Origin of the sequence: Erythrobacter sp. W302b (assembly GCF_046452395.1) — a bacterium.
GTDB lineage: Bacteria > Pseudomonadota > Alphaproteobacteria > Sphingomonadales > Sphingomonadaceae > Erythrobacter.
Genome location: NZ_JBKFDH010000001.1, coordinates 2576524 through 2597358, shown reverse-complemented (window position 1 = coordinate 2597358; position 20835 = coordinate 2576524). Strand labels below are relative to the sequence as shown.

Annotated in this window: 20 protein-coding genes; 12 read left to right on the top strand and 8 right to left on the bottom strand. The window is 66.5% G+C overall.

Annotated features, from left to right (window positions below; all coding sequences use genetic code 11):
• Positions 1-81: 81 nt before the first annotated feature.
• Positions 82-990 (bottom strand): prephenate/arogenate dehydrogenase family protein, encoded by a 909-nt coding sequence (locus ACLBKT_RS12270; RefSeq protein WP_410183199.1) that lies wholly within the window; start codon positions 988-990, stop codon positions 82-84.
• Complete coding sequence (locus tag ACLBKT_RS12265) at positions 987-2084, bottom strand: pyridoxal phosphate-dependent aminotransferase (protein WP_410183198.1); 1098 nt, start codon at positions 2082-2084, stop codon at positions 987-989. Before ACLBKT_RS12265 ends, ACLBKT_RS12270 begins: the two co-directional genes overlap by 4 nt.
• A gap of 135 nt (positions 2085-2219) precedes the next feature.
• Here ACLBKT_RS12265 and ACLBKT_RS12260 point away from each other — a divergent pair, with 135 nt between their 5' ends.
• The 3 genes from ACLBKT_RS12260 to metW are packed head-to-tail and all read left to right on the top strand — an operon-like array spanning position 2220 to position 4335.
• Complete coding sequence (locus ACLBKT_RS12260; RefSeq protein ID WP_410183197.1) at positions 2220-3320, top strand: homoserine O-acetyltransferase; 1101 nt, start codon at positions 2220-2222, stop codon at positions 3318-3320.
• Positions 3317-3748: a GNAT family N-acetyltransferase gene (locus ACLBKT_RS12255; protein WP_410183196.1), complete on the top strand. Its 432-nt coding sequence runs from the start codon at positions 3317-3319 to the stop codon at positions 3746-3748. The genes ACLBKT_RS12260 and ACLBKT_RS12255 overlap by 4 nt, the downstream gene beginning before the upstream one ends.
• On the top strand, positions 3745-4335 hold the full coding sequence (metW, locus tag ACLBKT_RS12250) for a methionine biosynthesis protein MetW (RefSeq protein WP_410183195.1): 591 nt from the start codon (positions 3745-3747) through the stop codon (positions 4333-4335). The genes ACLBKT_RS12255 and metW overlap by 4 nt, the downstream gene beginning before the upstream one ends.
• Before the next feature lie 2 nt (positions 4336-4337).
• Here the strand turns inward: metW and ACLBKT_RS12245 are convergent, their stop codons facing one another.
• Positions 4338-4730: a VOC family protein gene (locus ACLBKT_RS12245; RefSeq protein ID WP_410183194.1), complete on the bottom strand. Its 393-nt coding sequence runs from the start codon at positions 4728-4730 to the stop codon at positions 4338-4340.
• 122 nt (positions 4731-4852) lie between these two features.
• Between ACLBKT_RS12245 and ACLBKT_RS12240 the strand changes: the two genes are divergently transcribed.
• The 4 genes from ACLBKT_RS12240 (at position 4853) to ACLBKT_RS12225 (ending at position 8790) form a co-directional block, all read left to right on the top strand.
• Positions 4853-5224 carry a hypothetical protein gene (locus ACLBKT_RS12240; RefSeq protein ID WP_410183193.1) on the top strand — a complete coding sequence of 124 codons (372 nt, stop codon included), beginning with the start codon at positions 4853-4855 and terminating at the stop codon, positions 5222-5224.
• A gap of 67 nt (positions 5225-5291) precedes the next feature.
• Positions 5292-5960: a glutathione S-transferase family protein gene (locus ACLBKT_RS12235; RefSeq protein ID WP_410183192.1), complete on the top strand. Its 669-nt coding sequence runs from the start codon at positions 5292-5294 to the stop codon at positions 5958-5960.
• 151 nt (positions 5961-6111) lie between these two features.
• Entirely contained in the window at positions 6112-6519 is a 408-nt protein-coding gene (msrB, locus tag ACLBKT_RS12230; protein WP_410183191.1) for a peptide-methionine (R)-S-oxide reductase MsrB, read from the top strand.
• Between the two features lie 120 nt (positions 6520-6639).
• Positions 6640-8790, top strand: coding sequence for a transglycosylase domain-containing protein (locus ACLBKT_RS12225; protein ID WP_410183190.1), 2151 nt, complete (start codon positions 6640-6642; stop codon positions 8788-8790).
• A gap of 78 nt (positions 8791-8868) precedes the next feature.
• Here ACLBKT_RS12225 and ACLBKT_RS12220 read toward each other — a convergent pair whose 3' ends face one another.
• The 3 genes from ACLBKT_RS12220 to hflK all read right to left on the bottom strand — a co-directional run bounded on the left by ACLBKT_RS12220 (position 8869) and on the right by hflK (position 12542).
• Complete coding sequence (locus ACLBKT_RS12220; protein WP_410183189.1) at positions 8869-10413, bottom strand: Do family serine endopeptidase; 1545 nt, start codon at positions 10411-10413, stop codon at positions 8869-8871.
• 175 nt (positions 10414-10588) lie between these two features.
• Positions 10589-11434, bottom strand: coding sequence for a protease modulator HflC (gene hflC / locus ACLBKT_RS12215; protein WP_410183188.1), 846 nt, complete (start codon positions 11432-11434; stop codon positions 10589-10591).
• 4 nt (positions 11435-11438) lie between these two features.
• Positions 11439-12542, bottom strand: coding sequence for a protease modulator HflK (gene hflK / locus ACLBKT_RS12210; protein ID WP_410183187.1), 1104 nt, complete (start codon positions 12540-12542; stop codon positions 11439-11441).
• 132 nt (positions 12543-12674) lie between these two features.
• Here hflK and ACLBKT_RS12205 point away from each other — a divergent pair, with 132 nt between their 5' ends.
• From ACLBKT_RS12205 to ACLBKT_RS12190, 4 genes are all read left to right on the top strand, one after another.
• Positions 12675-13682, top strand: a complete 1008-nt coding sequence (locus ACLBKT_RS12205; protein WP_410183186.1) for an Mrp/NBP35 family ATP-binding protein — start codon at positions 12675-12677, stop codon at positions 13680-13682.
• Between the two features lie 3 nt (positions 13683-13685).
• A complete protein-coding gene (locus ACLBKT_RS12200; protein ID WP_410183185.1) occupies positions 13686-15971 on the top strand; it encodes a molybdopterin cofactor-binding domain-containing protein in 2286 nt (761 codons plus the stop codon).
• Positions 15972-16050: 79 nt separating this feature from the next.
• The gene (gene hemH, locus ACLBKT_RS12195; protein ID WP_410183184.1) at positions 16051-17085 is read left to right on the top strand and encodes a ferrochelatase; all 1035 of its coding nucleotides are present in this window, start codon (positions 16051-16053) and stop codon (positions 17083-17085) included.
• 66 nt (positions 17086-17151) lie between these two features.
• Positions 17152-18567, top strand: coding sequence for a cytochrome P450 (locus tag ACLBKT_RS12190; protein WP_410183183.1), 1416 nt, complete (start codon positions 17152-17154; stop codon positions 18565-18567).
• Between the two features lie 145 nt (positions 18568-18712).
• Here ACLBKT_RS12190 and ACLBKT_RS12185 read toward each other — a convergent pair whose 3' ends face one another.
• A complete protein-coding gene (locus ACLBKT_RS12185; RefSeq protein WP_410183182.1) occupies positions 18713-18874 on the bottom strand; it encodes a DUF1674 domain-containing protein in 162 nt (53 codons plus the stop codon).
• A 54-nt stretch (positions 18875-18928) separates the two neighbouring features.
• Here ACLBKT_RS12185 and ACLBKT_RS12180 point away from each other — a divergent pair, with 54 nt between their 5' ends.
• Entirely contained in the window at positions 18929-20179 is a 1251-nt protein-coding gene (locus ACLBKT_RS12180) for an RsmB/NOP family class I SAM-dependent RNA methyltransferase (RefSeq protein WP_410183181.1), read from the top strand.
• A gap of 90 nt (positions 20180-20269) precedes the next feature.
• Here ACLBKT_RS12180 and msrA read toward each other — a convergent pair whose 3' ends face one another.
• Positions 20270-20821, bottom strand: a complete 552-nt coding sequence (gene msrA, locus ACLBKT_RS12175; protein WP_410183180.1) for a peptide-methionine (S)-S-oxide reductase MsrA — start codon at positions 20819-20821, stop codon at positions 20270-20272.
• Between the last annotated feature and the right edge of the window lie 14 nt (positions 20822-20835).

Genomic DNA, 20835 nt, shown 5'->3' with positions numbered 1-20835 from the left:
CCGCAGCGGCCCGGAGCGAAGCGTAGGATCAGCCGCGAGGACGAAGCGGCGGAGGCCGCTTCGCAAAACAAGAAACGGCGACTAGTCGCCGTGCCCGCGCCCGAAGTCGGGCCGTTCGTCGTCCTGCCCTTGCTCGATCACCTGACGGCGGATGGCGCGGGTGCGGGTGAACAGGTCGAACAGAGTGTCGCCGTCGCCCGAGCGGATTGCGCGTTGCAGCGCGGTGAGATCCTCAGTGAAGCGACCCAGCATCTCCAGCACCGCGCCCTTGTTGGTCAGGAACACGTCGCGCCACATGACCGGGTCGGACGCGGCGATGCGGGTGAAGTCGCGGAAGCCCCCGGCGGAGTACTTGATGACCTCGCTCTGGGTCACGTCCTCCAGATCGCTGGCGGTGCCGACGATGGTGTAGGCGATGAGGTGCGGGATATGGCTGGTCACCGCGAGGACGAGATCGTGGTGCGCGGCGTCCATCAGCTCGACCTTGGAGCCGAGGGCGGTCCAGAACGCCGACAGGGCTTCGAGCCGCGCCGGATCGACCCCGTCGGGCGGGGTGATGATGCACCAGCGGCCCGCGAACAGCGTGGCAAAGCCGGCGTCCGGCCCGCTCTGCTCGGTGCCCGCGACGGGGTGGGCGGGGATGATGCAGGCGCCCGGCAGCGCCTCGGCCAGCGCGGTGGCGACGGCTTCCTTGGACGAGCCGACATCGCTGATGATCGCATGGGGCGCGAGGCCGGGGGCGACCGCCCGCGCCGCATCGCCCATCGCACCGACGGGGACGCACAGGATCACGAGATCGGCGGCGGCGACAGCGGCCTCGGGGGTGTCGCAGACGGTCTCCACCAACCCGCGCTCCGCCGCGCGCTGGCGCACCGCGGGATCACGGTCCCAGCCGGTGGTGGCGATGGCGAGGCCGCGGGCCTTCACCGCCAGCCCGATCGAACCGCCCAGCAGGCCGAGACCGATGATGGCAACGCGCGCGATCGTCATGCCGCCTCTCCGCACAGTTTGCGCAAGGTGGCGATGACGTCGGTGGTCGCCTCGGTGGTCCCGATGGTGATGCGCAGCGCATGGGGTAGGCCCTGGCCCGGCAGATGACGCACGGCGTAACCGGCCTCTGACAAGGCCTCGACCGCGTCAGCCGCGCTCACGTCGCCTTCGAAATGCACCAGCAGGAAGTTGGCTTCGCTGGGCGAGGCGGAGAGGCCGTGGTTGCCGAGCATCGCGATGGCGTCGGCCAGTCGTTGGCGCTCGGTTGCATTGTGGTCGCGGCTGCGTGCGACAAAGTCCTGGTCGCCCAAGGCGGCCAGCGCGGCCTTCTGCCCGCTGATGGAGACGTTGAACGCGCCCCGCAACCGGTTGACGAGATCGATCAGATGCGGCGCGCCGGTCACCCAGCCGACCCGCTCCGACGCCAGGCCATAGGCCTTGGAGAAGGTGCGGCTGACCAGCACGTTCTCATGCGCGGCGGCGAGTGCGAAGGCGGCGTGTTGCAACGCCGGATCGACATATTCGCCGTAAGCCTCGTCGATGATCAGCAGCACGTCACCGGGCAGACCAGCGTGGAGTCGCGCGACTTCGGCAGGGGGCAGGAAGCTGCCGACGGGGTTGTTCGGGTTGTCGAGCAGCACGACCTTGGTGGCGGGCGTGACGGCGGCGAGCACGTTGTCGACGCTTGCGCCATAGCCCTCGGGTTCGGCAAAGACCGGGGTCGCCCCCACCTTCTGCGCCAGCAGCGGATAGAGCGAGAAGGAATAACGCGAGGCCAGCACCTCGTCTCCCGGCCCGCACAATGCCTGCACCGCGCAGTGCAGCAACTCGCCCGAGCCTGTACCGCACACGATCCGGTCGGGATCAAGGCCGTGCACCTCTGCGATCTTTTCGCGCAGAGCCCGCGCGTCGGGATCGGGATAGTCCGCCGCCACGTGCGCCTCGGCCAAAGCCGCCAGCGCCGCCGGGCTGGAGCCGAGCGGGTTCTCGTTGGCCGAAAGCTTGGTGAGCGGCTTCCCGCTCGCCGACTTCGACTTGCCCGGCACATAGGCGTGGATTGCGCTGATCCAGGGCTTGGGTTGGGGTTTTGCCATTGTCATCGTGATGCGCCGCTTGAAGAAAAGGCAGTGCTTCGACAAGCTCAGCACGAACGGATTTTGCGAAAAGTTTCGTTAGCCGTTCGCCCTGAGCTTGTCGAAGGGCCGTTTTTCCGCTTTCGCAGCTTTTGCATGAACGCCGCCCCGCCCATCTCCTCGATCTACCGGATCCCGGACCCCCTGCCGCTCGACAGCGGACAGGTGCTGGAGCATTGCGAGATCGCTTATGAGACTTACGGGACGCTGGCGGCGGACAAGAGCAACGCGGTACTCGTCTGCCACGCTCTGACGGGCGACCAGTATCTCGCGAGCCCGCACCCGATCACCGGCAAGCCGGGATGGTGGGAGCGGATGGTCGGCCCGGGCAAGCCGATCGACACGAATCGTCATTTCGTGATCTGCGCCAATGTGATCGGCAGCTGCATGGGATCGAGTGGCCCCGCGAGCCTCGCGCCCGACGGCGCGCCTTACGCGATGCGCTTCCCCGTCATCACCATCCGCGACATGGTGCGCGGGCTGGTGGCGCTGCTCGACGGGTTGGGGATCGACAAGCTCCACGCGGTGGTTGGCGGGTCGATGGGCGGGATGCAGGCGCTGAGCCTCGCCGCCAACTGGCCGGAGCGCGCCGCGCGGGTGCTGGTGATCGCCTCGACCGCGCGCCATTCGGCGCAGAACATCGCCTTTCACGAGGTCGGGCGGCAGGCGATCATGGCCGATCCGGCATGGGCCGAGGGGAATTACTACGCGAGCGAGGCGAAGCCCGACAACGGCCTCGCCGTGGCGCGGATGGCGGCGCATATCACCTACCTCTCCGAAGCAGGGCTGACCGAGAAGTTCGGCCGCCGGTTGCAGGACCGCGAGGCCAAGGGCTTCGGCTTCGACGCCGAGTTTCAGGTCGAAAGCTACCTGCGCTATCAGGGCAGCGGCTTCACCCGGCGGTTCGACGCCAATTCCTACCTCTACATCACCCGCGCGATGGACTATTTCGACATCGCCGAGGAGCATGGCGGCAAACTGGCGGACGCCTTCGCGGGGACGCAGGCGCGCTTCTGCATTGTCAGCTTCGATACCGACTGGCTCTACCCGACGAGCGAGAGCCGCCACGTGGTCCACGCGCTGAACGCGGCAGGGGCGAAGGTCAGCTTCGTGGAACTCTCCGCGCCGCACGGGCACGACAGCTTTCTGCTCGAACACGACCAGCTTGACCGGGTGGTGAAGGGCTTCGTCGAATGAGCGCGCTTCCCGAGGGCTACGAACTGGTCACCGACCAGAGCGCGATCGATGCCGTCGCCGCGCACGCCTATCTCACCACCAGCTACTGGTCGCCGGGCATCCCGCTCGAGACGGTGCAGCGCGCGGTGGCGGGGAGCCTGTGCGTGGCGGTGCGGCACAATGGTGCGCAAGTGGCGATGGCGCGGGCGATCACTGACCGCGCGACCTTTGCCTATCTCGCCGACGTCTATGTGCTCGATGCGCATCGCGGCAAGGGGCTGTCGAAGGCGATGGTCGCGTGGTTCCATGCCCACCCCGAGCTTCAGGGCCTGCGCCGCTGGATGCTGATGACGCGCGACGCGCACGGCCTCTACGCGCAGTTCGGCTGGACGCCGCTCGCCGATCCGGCGCTGGCGATGGAACGCCACAACCCGGCGGCCTACGCATGACCTCCCTGCGCCCCGACCTCGCCGCGATCGCCGCCCATGTCGCGCCGGGCAGCCGGGTGCTCGACATCGGCTGCGGGGACGGGGCGCTGATGGCCGAGCTGGAAGCGACGAGCGGCTGCGATGCGCGGGGGATGGAGCTGGACGGGGCGCTGGTCGAACGTTGCGTCTCGCGCGGTCTCAGCGTGGTGCAGGGGGACGCCAATCTCGATCTGGCCAACTATCCCGACAAGGCGTTCGATTACGCGATCCTCAGCCAGACGCTGCAGACCGCGACCCGCCCCGATCTGATGCTCGACGAGCTGCTGCGTGTGGGGCGGCGGGCCTTCGTCTCCTTCCCCAATTTTGCCCACTGGCGCACGCGCGCGGCGCTGATGTTCGGCGGGCGCATGCCGGTCACGCGCGCGCTGCCGGTGAGCTGGTACGAGACCGAGAATATCCACCACGTCACGGTGGAGGATTTCCGCGATCTGGCGCGGATGAAGGGCGCGACGATTGAGCGCGCGTGGTTCTTCGCCAATGAAAAGCAAATCGGCGCGCCAGCGGCGAACTGGCGCGCCGAATTTGCGGTGTTCGAGTTAAGCCGGTAGGCTCAGCCTGCGCGGTGCAGCATGCACAGCTTGTGGCCGTCCAAGTCCAGCACGTAGCCGAGATTCAGCGTCCCCATCGCGCCGGTGCGCGGGCCCGGGGGGTCTTCGATCGACTTGCCACCCGCAGCGACAGCCGCATCATGGAACGCCTGCACCTGCTCCAGGCTGTCGCAGGCAAAGCCGATGGTCGAGCCGTTGGCGCAGGCGGCGGGTTCGTTGTTGATCGGCTGGCTGATGGCGAAGATCCCGCCATTGTGGAACCAGAAGGCGCGCTTGTGGCCGGTGGCTGCTTCGTTGATGTTGCCCGGCCCGGCGCCAAGCGTGGCCAGCACCGCGTCATAGAACGCCTTGGCGCGGTCGAAGTCATTGGTGCCGACCATAATGTGACTGAACATGGAAACCCGTCTCCTCTCATAAGACCGGTTGCGGATTAGGACGGATTACGGCTGCCCGCAATCGGCATTTGCGGGGCGATTTCGGTAGCGCCGCGTTCATATTGCAGGGCATAGGGTGCGCCATGCTCACTTCCCTTCTTGCCCCTGTGCTTGGGGCCGCACTCGCGCTGCAAACCGCCCCCGCCCCGGTGGCGCCCGAACCCGCGCCGCTATCGCAGGAAAACCGGGCCTTGCTGCGCTGTGCGGCGGCCTTTGCGCTGGTGGCGCAAGGCCAGGTGGCGGGCGATCCGCAGGCCAAGGCTTGGCCCGATCTGTCCGCACGTGGGCGGGAGTTCTTCGTCCGGGCGATGGCGCAGCTGATGGACGAAACCGGGCGCGACCGTGCGGGCATCGCAGCGCTGGCCCATGCCGAAGCCGAGGCGTTGACCACCAGCGGTGATCTGCACAAGGTCATGCCGTCGTGCCTGTTGATGCTGGAAGCCGCACAGCTCTGATTACTCCCCCGTTAGTCGTGGCGCGCGCTGGATTTGCCCTGCAAAATGCGGCAGAGCTTGGGGCCTTATGTGGCTCCTCTATCAATTCCCCTTGTGCCCTTTCAGCCGCAAGATCCGGCTGCTTCTGAGCGAAAAGAACGTGCCCTTCGATCTGGCGCGCGAGGATCCGTGGGCGGCATCGGACCTGTTCTTCAACCTCAACCCGGCCGGACGCACGCCTGTGATCGTCAACGCCGAAAAGAACATCACCATCCCCGATAGCCGGGCGATTGCGGAATATTTCGAGGAAACGGTGGACCGCAATCCGATGATCAACGGCACCGCGACCCAGCGCGCCGAAATCCGTCGGCTGGTCGCGCTGTTCGACGAGAATTTCTACGCCGATGTCACCGCCCCCTTGCTGTCCGAACGGATGAAGAAGCGCATCCTGCGCCAGCCGCCCGATAGCGGCGCGCTGCGCAATGCGATGAAGATGGCGCACGGGCATCTCGATTATCTCGACTGGCTGATCGACAACCGCCCGTGGGTGGCGGGCTCGACTATGAGCCTCGCCGATCTCGCGGCAGCGGCGCAGATTTCGGTCGCGGACTATCTTGGCGGGATCGACTGGGCCGGGCACGAGCAATCGCGCGGCTGGTATGCCGTGTTCAAGAGCCGACCGAGCTTCCGTCCCCTGCTGACCGAGCGGATGGAGACGATCAAGCCGCCCGCGCATTATGCGCTTCTGGATGGGTAGCATCCTCGCCGTGTTTTTGTTTTCCGCACGCCGTCCGGCGTGCGATATCCTCGCTCACGCGACCTGAAGGTCGCATCGCTGCGGGCGCGCGGTCGCGCTTGCGGACCGCCGATGGCGATCCGATATCAGCGCAAAGTTGAGAGGTAGCTTTATGACCGACGATCCCCGCAGCCTGACCGATGCCGAATGGCGCGAAAAGCTTTCGCCGATGCAGTACCACATCCTGCGCGAGGCTGGCACCGAGCGCGCTTTCACCGGCGAATACGACAAGTTCTACGACGAGGGCGAATATCACTGCGCGGCCTGCGGGACGCAGCTGTTCTACTCGACCGCCAAGTATAACAGCGGATGCGGCTGGCCTGCGTTCACCAGGCCCGCCGATGAGGACGTGATCGAGGAGCACCGCGATGTCAGCTACGGCATGGTCCGCACTGAAGTGCGCTGCGGCACATGCGGCAGCCATCTCGGCCATGTCTTTCCCGACGGCCCGCCCGAGCAGGGGGGGCTGCGCTACTGCATCAATTCGGCTGCGCTGATCTTCACACCGGCCGAAGACTGAGGCAATCCGCCGTTGATGGGGGAGAGCGCCGTGAACCCGGGTTCACCCCCGGTTACAACTTGCCTATGCATGGGCGCGCATCCCCCGTGTCAACGATGGGGGTCAGATTAGGCGCAAGCAATGTCGAAACGGGGTGAGCGGTTGCAAAACAAGGGCGGACGCGGGACGCGCCGGGCAGCGACGGAACGATCCGCCGCGCCCGACGGCAGCGGCAGCGGCGCGCCGCGCTCGCGCTGGAAGTTGTGGCTGAAGCGGCTGTTCCTGTGGGGCGGCGGGCTGGCGGTGCTGGGCCTCATCTTCCTCGCCTTTGCGGTCGGCTTTGCCGCGCAATCCCTGCCGAGTTACAGCACCCTGCAAGCGACCCAGCCGGGCCAGACCATCGTCATCCGCGCGCGCGACGGGCGCGAACTGGTCGAGATCGGGCCGAGCTTCGGCGAATGGCTCAGCTACGACGACATCCCCGAAAACATGACCAACGCGATGATCGCGGTGGAGGACAAGCGCTTCCGCTCGCACTTCGGGGTCGATCCGGTCCGCTTGACAGGCGCGCTGATCGAGGGGCTTACCGGATCGCGCGCGCGGCTGGGGGGCACCTCGACGATCACCCAGCAGCTCGCGCGCAACCTGTTCCTCAACAACAATCGCTCGCTGGACCGCAAGGCGCGCGAAGCGGTGCTGGCGATGGCGCTGGAATGGAAGTTCTCGAAGGAAGAGATCCTCGAGCTCTACCTCAACAAGGTTTATTTCGGCGGCGGCGCCTATGGGATCGATTCTGCGAGCCGCAAATTCTTCAGCCACCCGGCCAACGACCTCAGTGTCGAGGAAGCGGCGATCATTGCCGGGCTGGTGAAGGCACCCAGCCAATATTCGCCGACCGCCGACGTGCAGGCTGCGGTTGACCGGGCCGAAGTGGTGCTCGAGCTGATGCGAGAGCAGGGCTACATCACCGCTGACCAGGCGCAGGTCGATGTCAGCGCGGTGCAGTTGAAGGAGCAGGCCGGACAGAATTCGGTGCGCTATTTCACCGACTGGGTGCTGCCGCAGCTCGAGATCATCTTGCCCGAAACCTACGAGCCGATCGAGGTATGGACCACGCTCGACATCGGGATGCAGCGCGCGGCGACCGCTTCGATCGAAGCCAACACGCCCAAGGGCGCACAGGGCGCGCTGGTCAGCCTTGATCGGGACGGCGCGATCCTCGCGCTGGTGGGCGGCACGGATTACGTCGCGAGCAATTTCAACCGCGCCACCACCGCGATGCGCCAGCCGGGCTCGGCATGGAAGCTGTTCGTCTATCTCGCCGCGCTGGAGGCAGGCTACAAGCCGGAAGACAAGGTCAACGACACCCCGGTCACGATTGACGGGTGGAGCCCGCGCAATTCCAACGGCCGCAATGTCGGCGAGACCGATCTGCGCACGGCCTTTGCCTATTCGATCAACACCGTCGCGGCGCAGCTGGGCAATGAAGTCGGCTTCGGCACGGTCGCGTCGATGGCGCGGCGGTTCGGCGTGAGTTCCAAAGTCGACACCAACCCGTCGATGGTGCTCGGCGCGTCCGAAATGCGGGTGATCGAGATGACCCAGGCCTTTGCGGGGATCGCGGCCAAGGGCGTCGCGGTCGAACCCTATGGCATCACCAAGGTGACCGGCGCGAGCGGCGAGGTGCTTTATCGCCGCGCAGCATCGTCCGGATCGCCGGTTGTGCCCGATTATGTGGTCGCCGGGATCACCGATCTGCTGCAAGCCGCAGTGCAGACCGGCACGGGCCGTGCAGCACAGATCGGTCGGCCCGTGGCGGGCAAGACCGGCACGACGTCCTCTAACAAGGACGGCTGGTTCATCGGCTTTTCCAGCGGCATCACCACCGGCGTCTGGATGGGCCGCGACGATGCCAAGGCCGTGCCGGGCCTGCAAGGCGGGCGCGCCCCGGCGCAGGCCTTCGCCTCATACATGCGCTATGCCGTGAAGAGCCGCCCGGTCGAGGAATTCGATGTCACGCTCGAACTGCCGGAATGGCAGCTGGAGCCCGACGAAGAGGCGCTGTTCGGTGAGCCCGATGATTATTACTACATCGATGAGCAGGGCAACATGATCCAGCCCGGCCGCGATGAGTTCGGCCCAGAGGGTGAGCGTGGGCCCGATGCACCGCCTGCGGCCAGTCAGGACTTCCTCGAGGAAGCCACCGGCGGGGCCTTGCCGCAGCAGAGCCAACGCCCCCAGCGCGAACCCCGCCGGCCGCCGCCGCAACCGGCGATCAAGCCGGGCGAATAAGCGGCCACGCATGAAAAAAGGCGCCGGGATCTGCTCCCGGCGCCTTTTTCGTTGGGCGCTATGCCGTGCGGGTGCCGATCAGCGGATGCGCACCGCCACGAAGGCGGGTGGCTGCGTGCGGCGCTGGATGCGCAGCAAGAGCGCCTCGCGCTTTTCCGCCGTTGCGGCGGTGATCTGTGCCAGCAACTCTTCGACCGTCGCGGTGGGCTGATAATTGGCCGAGAGGATAATGTCCCCGCGACGGAGACCCTTGCGCGCCGCGTCGGAATTGGGATCGACCGCTGCGATCACCACGCCCTTGGTATCGGCGGGCACGCCCAGCGAGCGGGCGATGGCCGTTGTCATCGGGGTGACTTGCATGCCGAGCTTCTGTTCGATCGTGCTGTCCGACGTGCCGGGCGCCATCGGCTCTTCGGCATCCGGATCGAAGGTCTGGCCCTGTTGCAGCAGCTCCGCTTCAGGCGGACGCTTGCCGAGCGTGACGTTGAGCGCGAGACGCTCCCCGCTGCGCAGCAGTTCGACCGGCACCTTGGCCCCCGGCTGGAGGTTGGCGACGAGGAAGGACACGGTCTGATCCGCGGTCACATCCTTGCCATTGACCTTGGTGACGACATCGCCGGGCCTCAGCCCTGCGCGCGCAGCCGGACTGTCGTCCTGCACGGTCTGTACCAGCTCGCCGCGGCGCTTGGGCAGGCCGAGCGAGGCGGCAAAGTCCTCGTCAATCGGCGCAAGGCCGACGCCGAGATAGCCACGCTCGATCTCGCGGCCATCGCGCAGCTTTTCCACGATCGGCGCGGCGATTTCGGCGGGGATCGCAAAGCCGATCCCGACGCTGCCACCCGAAGGCGAGAAGATCGCGTTGTTGATGCCGATCACATTGCCGCGCATGTCGAACAGTGGGCCGCCCGAATTGCCGCGGTTGATGCTGGCATCGGTCTGGAGGAAGCGGTCATAGGGGCCGCCCTGGCCGGTGTTGCGATACACCGCCGAGATGATCCCGCTGGTGACCGTGCCGCCAAGGCCGAAGGGGTTGCCGATCGCCACCACCCAGTCACCCACGCGCGCCGCGCTTGAATCCCCGAAGCGGACAAAGGGGAAGGTGCGGTTGGCGCGGATTTTCAGCACTGCAAGGTCCGAGGCCGCATCCGCGCCGACCAGATCGGCTTCGTATTCGGTGCCATCGGGCAGCGTGATGGTGATCGATTCCAGCTTGGCGCGCGTATCGGGCGGCGAGATCACGTGGTTGTTTGTGACGACATAGCCATCGGCCGAGATGATGAAGCCCGAACCCAGCGACTGTGCCTCGCGCGTTTGCGGCTGGCCGCCGTTGCCACCACCGCCGCCGCGCCGGTTGAACAGCTCGGCAAAGGGCGTTCCGGCAAAGGGGTTGTTGGCCACCTCGACCCGCTGGCGCGTGGCGATATTGACCACGGCGGGCTGCAATTGCGCGGTGAGATCGGCGAAGCTGGCCGGAGCGCCGGCAACCGGCACAACCCGGTCCATCACCGCATCATCGTTCTGGGCCACCTGCGCGCCCAATGGCGAACCGGTGATCAGCGAGATGGTAGCGCCGCCCACCAGCAACGCGCTCGTCAGTCCGTATACATAGCGCACTTTGTTCACGTCCTCATGGTCCTCATTCTTGGCAGGAATGCGCAGGGGTCCTGCAACGTTCCTAAAGCCGTTGTCGGGGCCGACCACATGGGCCGGTTTCGCGCCCCAAATGCCCTGTTCCGGGCTGAACGCTGATTGAACACCTGCGACGTTCAGCGCCGCGTGTTGGCACTTGGTCGATTGCTCAGCGGTCACCCTTGAACTGGCGGAAATATTCGCTGTCCTCCGACAGCACCATCGTGCTCTGCCCTTCGCCTTGCAGGAAGGTTTTCTTGTAGCTCTGCATGGCGCGGTAGAAGTCGTAGAACTTCGGGTCTTTGCCATAGGCATCGGCATAGATGCGCGCCGCTTCGGCCGAGGCTTCGGCCAGAATGATCTGCGCATCGCGCTGACCAGCGGCGCGGATGGTGGTCGCCTCTTCCTCGCGATCGGTCTGCATCCGGGTGAAGGCCGCATCGAGCGGGCGACCTTCGGGAAGGTCAGCCGCCTTGATCCGCACGTCGAGCACCTGAGCTCCGTAATTGCGCGCCTGCTTGTCGAGCGTGGCGGTGATGTTGGTCATCGCCGTCCCACGTTCGGCATTGATCAGCGCCGAGAACGGCCTGCGGCCCAGTTCCTGCCGCAGCACCGACGTGAGGATCGGCAGCAATTGGGATTCGAGCTGGCTTTCAGAGCCGGCGCTTTTGACCAGCCTGACCGGATCAATGATGCGGTAGCGCGCATAGGCATCGACTTGCAGGCGCTGCTGATCGTTGGAGAGCACCTGGGTGCGCTCCATGTCGAGATCGAGCACCCGGCGGTCGATCATCCGCACTTCTTCGATGAAGGGAATGCGCAGCTGCAAGCCCGCCCCGGTCTGTCCATAGGGCACATCGGGGCGGAACTGGTTGAAGGTCCGCACCGGCTTACCAGCCTGCACCACGACGCCCTGATGGGTTTCGGGCACGATCACCACGCTGGAAAGCAAGGCGACGGCGACCACAATCGCGCCAATCACGAACGGCTTGTAGGTCTGAAACAGGTTGCTCATGCCCTTACTCCCCCTGCGGCGGCGGCGGCGTCTGCGCACGGCGCTTCAGCTCGGGCAGCGGCAGGTACGGCATCACATTGCCGCTTTCGACGATGGTCTTGTCGGTCTTGGACAGGATCTGCTCCATGGTCTCGTAATAGATGCGGCGACGCGTCACTTCGGGCGCGAGCTTGTATTCCTCGTAGATGTCGTTGAATTCGCTGGCGTCACCTTGCGCACGGGCGAGGGTTTGCTGCGCCACCGCGCGCGACCGGTTGATCGCGGCATCGGCATCCTGCTGGGCGGACGAAACGTCCTTGAACGCTTCTTCCACCCGGCTCGGCGGATCGACCTTGTTGATCTCGATACCCTGCACCTTGATCCCGGAACGATAGGCATCGAGCCGCGCCTGCATCGCGGCGCTCACATCCTGTTCGATCTCTGCACGGCCGGCACCGGTCAGCACGCTATCGAGCTTCTGCCGCGCCACCGCCGCACGCATCGCGGCCTCGCCGATTTCCAGCAGCGCGTTACGCGGATCGTTGAGCTGATACTTGTAGAGCGCCAGATCGGAGATGTTCCAGCGGATCAGATAGCTCAGATCGACGAGGTTCTGGTCGCCGGTCAGGATCAGCTTTTCGGTCTTGGTGCCGGGCACTTCCTCAAGCCGGACCTGCGTCACATTTTCCTTTTCGACCATATGGATCGGCCAGGGTGCGGTGAAGCCGGTGGATTCGAGCGTGTGGGAATACTTGCCGCCGAGCCACGTGACGACCGCCTGTTCGCCGGGCTGGATAAAGTGGAAACTCGTCACCGCGGCCCACACAATCGCGACCCCGCTGATGATGGCCGGCGCCCAGCTCTTGCCGTTCGGACGCTCGGGCAAACGGAAGGTCGGGCCGCCGCCGCCTCCGCCGCCTGCGCGGCGCGGGCCTTCGGGGCCGCGGCTCTTGAAGATGTCCTCGATGCTGGCCGAACGCCGCTTGCCGGGTTCACCGCCGCCGGGCAGCCACGGGTTGCGCGGGCCGCCTCCGCCGCCGCTCCCGGCATCGCCATCACCGGCAGGCCCATCGCCGCCAGGTTCGTCGCCGCTTCCGCCGCCACCCCAGGGGTTGTTCTTGCCAGCCATGGCGAAGCCTTTGAGGCCAGCGCCAAGTCGTTCTCTCCAGCCGTCTAATCTTTGCATAAGGTGTTTATAGGCACGCGTTCTGGCGAAAAACAGGGGTTCGCTGTGTGATTTTGGTGGTAGAGGCGTGCCGAAATGGACACGTCACCCCAAGAACCCCGTCAGCCTGCCGCCGAAGAGGCGCTGATCCGCGCTGCCTTGACCCCGGAAATCAACCATCGTCTCCGCTCCGCCCGGATCGTTGCACGTCGCGCGGTGATTGTGGCCGAGGCGGGCGACCTGTCCGACTCCGCCCGCGCCGAGCTCGAAAGCGCCATCACCGCTGCCCTGACTCCGCTCGCGGAAATCGACGAAGTGCGCATTGCGCTGACCGGGGAGCGGCGGCGGCGGCGGTTGATTGCCGTGGGGAGCGGCAAGGGCGGGGTTGGCAAGTCGACCTTGACCACCAACCTCGCGGTCGCGCTCGCCCGGATGGGCCGCAAGGTCGGCGTGATCGACGGCGACATCTACGGCCCCTCGCAGCCCAAGCTGCTCAAGACCGAAGGCGTCAAGCCCGGTGCCACCGCCGATGGTTCGCAACTGGTGGCGATCGACAGCCCGTATCAGGTCAAGGTGCTGTCGATGGGTCACGTCGTCGCACCTGGCAAGGCGCTGGCGTGGCGCGGGCCGATGACCGGCAAGGCGCTGACGCAGCTGGTCGATGCCGATTGGGGCGATACGGATCTGCTGCTGATCGACTTGCCCCCTGGCACCGGCGATGTGCAGCTGTCGATGCTGTCGGCCCACCGCCCGGATGGCGCGGTGCTGGTGTCCACCCCACAGGATCTCGCGCTGATCGACGCGGCGCGCGCGGGCCAGCTGTTCGAGCAGGGCGAGGTGCCCATCATCGGGCTGGTCGAGAACATGGCGGGCTATTGCTGCCCGGAATGCGGCCATATCAGCGACCCGTTCGGTTCGGGCGGGGTCGAGAAATTCGCCGCCGCGCTGGAGATTCCCTTCCTTGGCCGCGTACCTTTGACGCTGGCGACGCGGATCGCGGGCGACAAGGGCAATCCTCCCGCCGCCGGCGATGACGAGACCGCCGCGCCGTTCCGCGCCATCGCGGAAAAGCTGGCGCACTGGCTCGATCGCGGTACGGTCTGAGGCATGGAGCTCACGCGGCGCGGATTGCTGGCAGGGGCAGCGGCGGGTGGCGGTCTGATTGTCGCCTGGTGGCTGATGCCGCGCAACTACGCGACCCCGCTCGTGGCGGCCAAGGGCGAGCATGTGTTCGGCGCCTGGCTCAAGATCGCGTCCGACGGGGTGGTCACCGTCGCCGTGCCGCAGCTCGAAATGGGGCAGGGCATCACCACCTTGCTGCCGCAGATCGTCGCCTATGAATTGGGCGCGGATTGGCGGCAGATCGCGGTCGAGCCTGCGCCGGTTTCCGGGGCCTATGCCAATATTCCGCTCGCGACCAAGTGGATGGCGCTGTGGGACCCCTTTGGTGCCGGGCTGTCAGGCACCACCGATGCGCTGATCGCGGCGCGCTTTGCCGGATCGCAGCGCTTCAATGCGACCGCCGATGGCACCTCGCTCGCCGCCTATGAACAGCCCTGCCGCGAAGCCGCTGCCGCCGCGCGCGCCATGCTGGCGCAGGAGGCCGCGTCGCGCTGGGGGGTCGCATGGGAGGAATGCGAGGTCGAAGGCGGCTTCGTCACCCACACGGACAAGCGCGCCAGCTTTGGCGAACTGGCCGAGGCTGCGGCGGATTACACTCCGCCCGATCTTCCCCCGCTGCGCCCCGAGCCGCCGCGCGAAAAGCCGCTGCCCGCCGATGTCGACGGCGCACCCGCCTTTCCGCGGATCGATCTGCCCTCCAAGGTTGATGGCTCCTACCGCTTTGCCGGAGACGTGCGCCTGCCGGGGATGGTGTTTGCCTCGATCCGCCACGGGCCGGTCGACGGGTCGGAACTCACCGGGTTCAACCCCAAGGCCGCCGCCGGGATCAAGGGGCTGGCCGGGATCGTCGAAAGCAAGCGCTGGCTCGCGGTCGCGGCCGACACGTGGTGGAGCGCCGAGCAGGCGCTCGCCGCGATGAAGCCCAAATTCGCCAACCCCACCCCGGTAAGCAGCAACGAGATTGCCGAGGAGCTCGATACGGCGCTGACGCGCGGCAAGGCCTATACCATTGCAGAGACCGGTTATGGCGGCGAGGCGCTCCAGCGGGTCGACATCGGGCGTCGCTATGAGGTGGAGCCCGCCTATGCCGCTCCGGTCGAAACCGCGACTGCGGCGGCGCGCTATGCCGATGGACGGCTCGATCTGTGGATCGCAAGCCAGGCGCCTGAACAGGCGCGCATCGCCGCGGCCCGCGCGATCGGCATTTCGACCGAGGACGTCGCGCTGTATCCCATGCCCGCCGGGGGCAGTTTCGATGCGCGGCTGGAACATGACCACGCCATCGAAATCGCCCTGATCGCCAAGGCGCTGGGCCGCCCGGTGCAGCTGACCTGGCCGCGCCGTGACGAGTTGATCCGCGCCCGCCCGCGAGCGCCGGCCTGGCTGCTGCTCGGCGCGCAGCTGGCCAAGGGCGGGGCGAGCGGGGAAGGCGGCGCGATTGACGCGATGCGTGTCCGCATCGCCACGCCGCCCGCCGCGCGTGAATTCGGCCAGCGGCTGTTCGGCAATCGCACCAGCATGGCCGCGATCCGCGACACCACTGGTGAGCCTGATCCGCTCGCCTGCGAAGGGGCCGTGCCGCCCTATCAGCTCCCGGCGCTGCTGGTGGAGCACGTCCCGGTCGCAATCGGGCTGCCGGTCGGCCGGGTGCGCGGCAATGCCTATGGGCCGACGGTGTTCGCCATCGAAAGTTTCATCGACGAGATTGCCGCCAAGGCCGGGCGTGAGCCGCTGTCGTTCCGCATGTCGATGCTGGGGAGCGATGTACGGCTCGCCGCCTGCTTGCAGCGCGCGGCGCAGCTGGCCGGATGGGATGGCGGTGCGGATCAGAGCGGTCAGGGCCTTGCCTGCGCCCGGATCGGCGAAGGGCCGGAAGCCGGGCGCATCGCCTGCGTCGCCACGGCGCGTCAGGGCGAAGGGGGCGTGCGGGTGATCCGATTGTCCGTTGCGGCGGACATTGGCCGGATCGTCAATCACGACATCGCCAAGCAGCAGATCGAAGGCGGGCTGGTGTTCGGCATGGGTATCGCGCTCGGCAATGCGCTGCGGCTGCGCGGCGGGCTGCCCGAAGGCGGCGATGATTCCGCGCTCGGCCTGCCGGTGCTCGCCGATTGCCCGGAGATGCGGATCGAATTCATCGCCAGCGAAGCTCCGCCCGCCGATCCCGGAGAGCTGGGCACGGTGGTCGCCCCGCCGGCGATTGCCAATGCGCTGTTTTCGGCTACAGGGTTGCGCCTGAGACGCCTGCCCCTACTTTCGGACGGCATATGACCCGCACATTTTTGCCACACCGCGTCCGGGCGATGGACTTTGCCCGGAAACGAAACGCCTGCGATGCGTTAGGCGGGCTATGACCTGGCAGACCCAGCGCCTTCCGGGCGACCATCCTCCCGCCAAGAGCGGCCAGATCGGCGTGTTGCTGATCAACCTCGGCACGCCTGACGGGCCCGATCCGGAATCGGTGAAGAAATACCTCAAGCAGTTCCTGTCCGATACGCGAGTGGTGGAGATTCCGCCGATCGCCTGGCAGCTGATCCTGCGCGGGATCATCCTCAACACCCGGCCCCAGAAAAGCGCCAAGGCCTACCAGAAGATCTGGACCGAGCGCGGCTCGCCGCTCGCTGACATCACCGCGCGGCAGGCCGAAGCGATGGGTGGCCGGTTTGGTGACAATGTCGTGGTCGACTGGGCGATGCGCTACGGCAACCCCTCGATCGAAAGCCGCCTGACCGCGCTGATGGCCGAGGGCTGCGACCGCATCCTCATCGCCCCGATGTACCCGCAATATTGCGCCGCGACGACCGCGACCGTTTTCGACGAAGTGGCGCGGGTGCTCAAGAAGATGCGCTGGCAGCCTGCGCTGCGCTTTGTGCCGCCCTATCATGACGAGCCGACGTTCCTCGCCGCCTTGGCGGATGACCTGACCCGACAGGTGCGCGCCCTGACCTTCAAGCCTGAAGTGATGCTTCTCAGTTTCCACGGGATGCCGCAGCAGACGCTGGAAAAGGGCGATCCCTATTACTGCCACTGCATGAAGACCGCGCGCTTGCTGCGCGAAAAGCTGACGACGCGGCCCGAGTTCGCAGGGGTCCGGTTCGAAACCACCTTCCAGTCGCGCTTCGGCCCGGCGGCGTGGCTTGAGCCGTCCACCGATGCGACGCTGATGGCGGAAGGCGACAAGGGCACCAAGCGGCTGGTGGTCGCCGCGCCCGGCTTTGCGGCGGATTGTGTCGAGACGCTGGAGGAACTCGCGCTGGAAGGGCGCGATGAATTCATCGAGCATGGGGGCGAGGACTATGCTGTGCTCGATTGCCTCAACACCTCGGAAGATGGCCTCGCGATGATCGACGCGATGCTGCGGCGCGAGCTTTCCGGCTGGATTTGACCGCGCGGATTATTTACATCAGAGTCAGTTGCGAATCCGAACCTTCACCGGAGCATCAAGACCCTCATGGCTACCCTTGCCGAAGCCCCGCAGTCCCCTGACACCGCACCCGCCAATGCGCCGCGCCACTGGAGCGAGCTGCGCCTGACCGAGGCCGATCTCGCGCACATTCCGGGCGAGGCGGGCTGGCCGGTGGTCGGCAACACCTTCACCATGCTCGCCAACCCGCACGCTTTTGCCGAGCGGATGATCAAGACCCACGGCAAGGTCTACAAGAACCGCGCCTTCGGCGGCTGGCAGGTCGCGCTGATCGGGGCCGAGGCGAACGAGCTGCTGCTGTTCAACAAGGACAAGATCTTCTCCAGCGAACAGGGCTGGGGCCCGGTGCTTGACCAGCTCTTCCCGCGCGGGCTGATGCTGATGGATTTCGACCATCACCGCATCGATCGCCGCGCGCTCTCGATCGCCTTCAAGCCTGAGCCGATGCGGCACTATTCGGGCGCGCTCAATCGCGGGATCGCCCGCGAGGTCGCCACCTGGGCGGGGCCGAAGGAGTTTTACCCGGCGATCAAGAAGCTGACCCTCGATCTCGCGGCGGACAGCTTCATCGGCCTGCCGTGGGGGCCGGAAGCCGACAAGATCAACGAGGCCTTTGTCGACATGGTGCAGGCCTCGGTCGCGCCGGTGCGCCGCCCGCTGCCCTTCACCAAGATGAAGAAGGGCGTCGATGGCCGTGCCTTCCTCGTCGACTATTTCACCCGCGAGACCCTGCGGCGCCGTGCCGAAGGCGGCGGGCAGGACATGTTCAGCCAGTTCGCCACCGCCACCCGTGAAGACGGCTCGCTGCTGCCGGTTGACGAGGTGGTCGATCACATGAACTTCCTGATGATGGCGGCGCATGACACCATCACCTCCTCGGCGACCTCGCTGATCTTCCACCTCGCCACCAATCCCGAATGGCAGGAGAAGCTGCGCGAGGAAATTTTCGCGGTCACCGGCGGGCCGGACGGGGACGGGAACCCGCGCCCGCTCGACTATGATGATCTCGCGAAGCTCGACCTGACTGAGATGGCGTTCAAGGAATCGCTGCGGATGGTGCCCCCGGTGCCCTCGATGCCGCGCCGCGCGCTGCGCGCGTTCGAATATGGCGGCTATCGCATCCCGGCGGGCGCGATGGTGGGGATCAACATCTACTGGACCCACCATTCGGAGGAATACTGGGACAACCCCTTCACCTTCGATCCCATGCGCTTCACCCCGGAACAGGTGAAGGCGCGCCACAAATACGCCTGGGTGCCGTTCGGCGGCGGGGCGCATATGTGCCTGGGGCTGCACTTTGCCTATATGCAGGTGAAGATCCTGCTCGCCCAGCTGCTCCAGCGCTACCGGATCGAGGCGGCGGCGGGCTACAACCCTGAATGGCAGGACTGGCCGATCCCGCAGCCCAAGGACGGGCTGAAGGTGGAATTCAAGAAACTTTGATTCTTACCCCTCCGTCAGCCGCCTTCGGCGTCTGCCACCTCCCCATGCCTGTGGGACGGGGAAGGACTTGGTCCCTTCGTCTCTCCCCGTTCGGAACGAATGGGGAGGCGGCAGCGCGAAGCACTGACGGAGGGGTCATTCTTTCTTAGAAATCGACCGCGATCCCGTCACCCCTCTCCCAATCACCGTAACGGGTGGGGGAGAGCTTTTCGGTGTTCTCCACCGGCTTGGGGGCGGGCACGGGATCATTGGTCCAATGGGCGGGCTTCTTGAAGGCCTTGGCGGCTTCGGACTTCTGTCTGGTCATGCGAAGCAAATGCCTATGCTGGCACTTTGTTTCAAGGACGGTTAGGGGCGGGACATGTCAGCCACCCCCGGACTCCCCGTGCGCCGCGCTGCGCTTCGTCTGCTCGATGCCGTATTCCGGCGGGGCGAGACGCTCGAACAGGCGGAAGGCGGCGCGCTCAGCGATATCCGCAAGGCGCCCGACCGCGCGCTGGCCAAGGCGATTGCGGGCGAGACGCTGCGCTGGCTCACCGATCTCGACGCTCTGATCGACAGCGCGACCAAGCAGAACCTGCCCGATGATGCCAAGGCGCGGATGGTGCTGCGGATCATGCTGGCCCAGGCGTTGCGGCTCGACACCCCGCCCCATGCGGTGATCGCGACCGGGCTACCGCTGCTGGCGGGCGGTCCGCGTCGGCTCGCTCACGGCGTGTTCTCGGCGCTGGTGAAGCGCGCCGATACTCCCCTCCCGCCTGCGCCTGCGCTGCCCGAACGGGTCATCGAACGCTGGGGCGCGGAGAAGGCCGCCGCCATCGCCCCCGGCCTCGCCTTCCCGCCCGAGCTTGATCTCGCATTGAAGGATGCCGCTGCAACCGAGACCCGCGCCGTGGCGATGGGCGGCGTAACCCTCGCCCCCGGCCATATCCGGCTGCCGCGCGGTGCGGCAGTGGAGAGCCTCGCCGATTACAAGGCGGGCGACTGGTGGGTGCAGGATCTCGCCGCTTCGATCCCCGCGCGCCTGCTCGGGGCAGGGGAAGGGCGCTCGGCGCTCGACCTGTGCGCCGCGCCGGGCGGCAAGACGATGCAACTGGCGGCGGCGGGGTGGAAGGTGACCGCGCTCGACATGTCGAAGCGCCGGCTTGACCTGCTCAAGGACAACCTCAAGCGCACCGGCCTCAAGGCCTCGCCGGTCCGCGCGGACGCGCTGACGTGGGAGCCGAAGCACCGCTTCGACGCGATCCTGATCGACGCGCCCTGCACCGCGACCGGCACCTGCCGCCGCCACCCCGATGTGTTGCACCGGATCGGCAAGGGCCAGATCGCCGAAATGGTCGAACTGCAACGCGCCCTCGTCGCCAAGGCCGCAGAGTGGCTCAATCCCGGCGGGGTGCTGGTCTATGCGGTGTGCTCGCTGGAGGCCGAGGAAGGCGAGGAACAGGCCGCGTGGATCGACGCCGAACTCGGCCTTACGTCCCAGCCGATTACGGCGGAGGAACTGCCTGCGGGCCTCAGGCCAACTGCCGAGGGCTGGCTGCGCACCCATCCCGGAATGCTGGCCGAGCAGGGCGGGCTCGACGGGTTCTTTGTCGGGCGGTGGGTAAGATAACGTCCCCGCCCCGGCCTTGAGCCGGGGCCCCGCTGCCCTTCATCGCCGAAAGATAAAGCTGGGTCCCGGATCAAGTCCGGGACGGGGGGGTTACTTCACGTACTTCTGGAAGCTCTTCCTGAGCTTCATCATCTTGGGCGGGATGACCGCGAGGCAGTAAGGATTGCGCTGACCCTCGCCGTCCCAGTATTCCTGATGGTAGTCCTCGGCCGGATACCATTCGGCCACCTGCGCGCCGCCCGACAGCCCTTCGATCGTCGTCACCGCCGTTTTGCCGTTCTCGGCATTCCAGCGCGCAATCGCCGCTTCGGCTTCGGCGCCTTGCGCGTCCGAAAGCGGGAAGATCGCCGAGCGGTACTGCGTGCCGATGTCGTTCCCCTGCCGGTTCAGCTGGGTCGGATCATGGGTGCCGAGGAACACGTCGTAAATCTGCGGCAGGCCGATCACATCCGTATCGAAGGTGACGCGAATCCCCTCCGCGTGGCCGGTCGTACCGGTGCAGACTTCCTTGTAGGTCGGGTTGGGCTTCGTTCCGCCGATATAGCCGCTCTCGACCATCGTGACGCCCACCACATCGCGGAACACCGCCTCGGTGCACCAGAAACAGCCGCCTGCAATGATCGCCGTGTCCAAGTTGCTCATCGAAATCTCCATTG

What these genes read in the sequence shown, in the direction of transcription:
- ACLBKT_RS12260 (WP_410183197.1), top strand. Translation starts at nt 2,220, where the DNA reads ATGAACGCCGCCCCGCCCATCTCCTCGATCTACCGGATCCCGGACCCC.
- ACLBKT_RS12200 (WP_410183185.1), top strand. Translation starts at nt 13,686, where the DNA reads ATGGAGCTCACGCGGCGCGGATTGCTGGCAGGGGCAGCGGCGGGTGGC.
- ACLBKT_RS12185 (WP_410183182.1), bottom strand. Translation starts at nt 18,874, where the DNA reads ATGACCAGACAGAAGTCCGAAGCCGCCAAGGCCTTCAAGAAGCCCGCC.
- msrA (WP_410183180.1), bottom strand. Translation starts at nt 20,821, where the DNA reads ATGAGCAACTTGGACACGGCGATCATTGCAGGCGGCTGTTTCTGGTGC.
- msrB (WP_410183191.1), top strand. Translation starts at nt 6,112, where the DNA reads ATGACCGACGATCCCCGCAGCCTGACCGATGCCGAATGGCGCGAAAAG.
- ACLBKT_RS12255 (WP_410183196.1), top strand. Translation starts at nt 3,317, where the DNA reads ATGAGCGCGCTTCCCGAGGGCTACGAACTGGTCACCGACCAGAGCGCG.
- hemH (WP_410183184.1), top strand. Translation starts at nt 16,051, where the DNA reads ATGACCTGGCAGACCCAGCGCCTTCCGGGCGACCATCCTCCCGCCAAG.
- ACLBKT_RS12205 (WP_410183186.1), top strand. Translation starts at nt 12,675, where the DNA reads ATGGACACGTCACCCCAAGAACCCCGTCAGCCTGCCGCCGAAGAGGCG.
- ACLBKT_RS12180 (WP_410183181.1), top strand. Translation starts at nt 18,929, where the DNA reads ATGTCAGCCACCCCCGGACTCCCCGTGCGCCGCGCTGCGCTTCGTCTG.
- ACLBKT_RS12245 (WP_410183194.1), bottom strand. Translation starts at nt 4,730, where the DNA reads ATGTTCAGTCACATTATGGTCGGCACCAATGACTTCGACCGCGCCAAG.
- ACLBKT_RS12190 (WP_410183183.1), top strand. Translation starts at nt 17,152, where the DNA reads ATGGCTACCCTTGCCGAAGCCCCGCAGTCCCCTGACACCGCACCCGCC.
- hflC (WP_410183188.1), bottom strand. Translation starts at nt 11,434, where the DNA reads ATGAGCAACCTGTTTCAGACCTACAAGCCGTTCGTGATTGGCGCGATT.
- ACLBKT_RS12235 (WP_410183192.1), top strand. Translation starts at nt 5,292, where the DNA reads ATGTGGCTCCTCTATCAATTCCCCTTGTGCCCTTTCAGCCGCAAGATC.
- metW (WP_410183195.1), top strand. Translation starts at nt 3,745, where the DNA reads ATGACCTCCCTGCGCCCCGACCTCGCCGCGATCGCCGCCCATGTCGCG.
- ACLBKT_RS12240 (WP_410183193.1), top strand. Translation starts at nt 4,853, where the DNA reads ATGCTCACTTCCCTTCTTGCCCCTGTGCTTGGGGCCGCACTCGCGCTG.
- hflK (WP_410183187.1), bottom strand. Translation starts at nt 12,542, where the DNA reads ATGGCTGGCAAGAACAACCCCTGGGGTGGCGGCGGAAGCGGCGACGAA.
- ACLBKT_RS12265 (WP_410183198.1), bottom strand. Translation starts at nt 2,084, where the DNA reads ATGGCAAAACCCCAACCCAAGCCCTGGATCAGCGCAATCCACGCCTAT.
- ACLBKT_RS12270 (WP_410183199.1), bottom strand. Translation starts at nt 990, where the DNA reads ATGACGATCGCGCGCGTTGCCATCATCGGTCTCGGCCTGCTGGGCGGT.
- ACLBKT_RS12225 (WP_410183190.1), top strand. Translation starts at nt 6,640, where the DNA reads ATGTCGAAACGGGGTGAGCGGTTGCAAAACAAGGGCGGACGCGGGACG.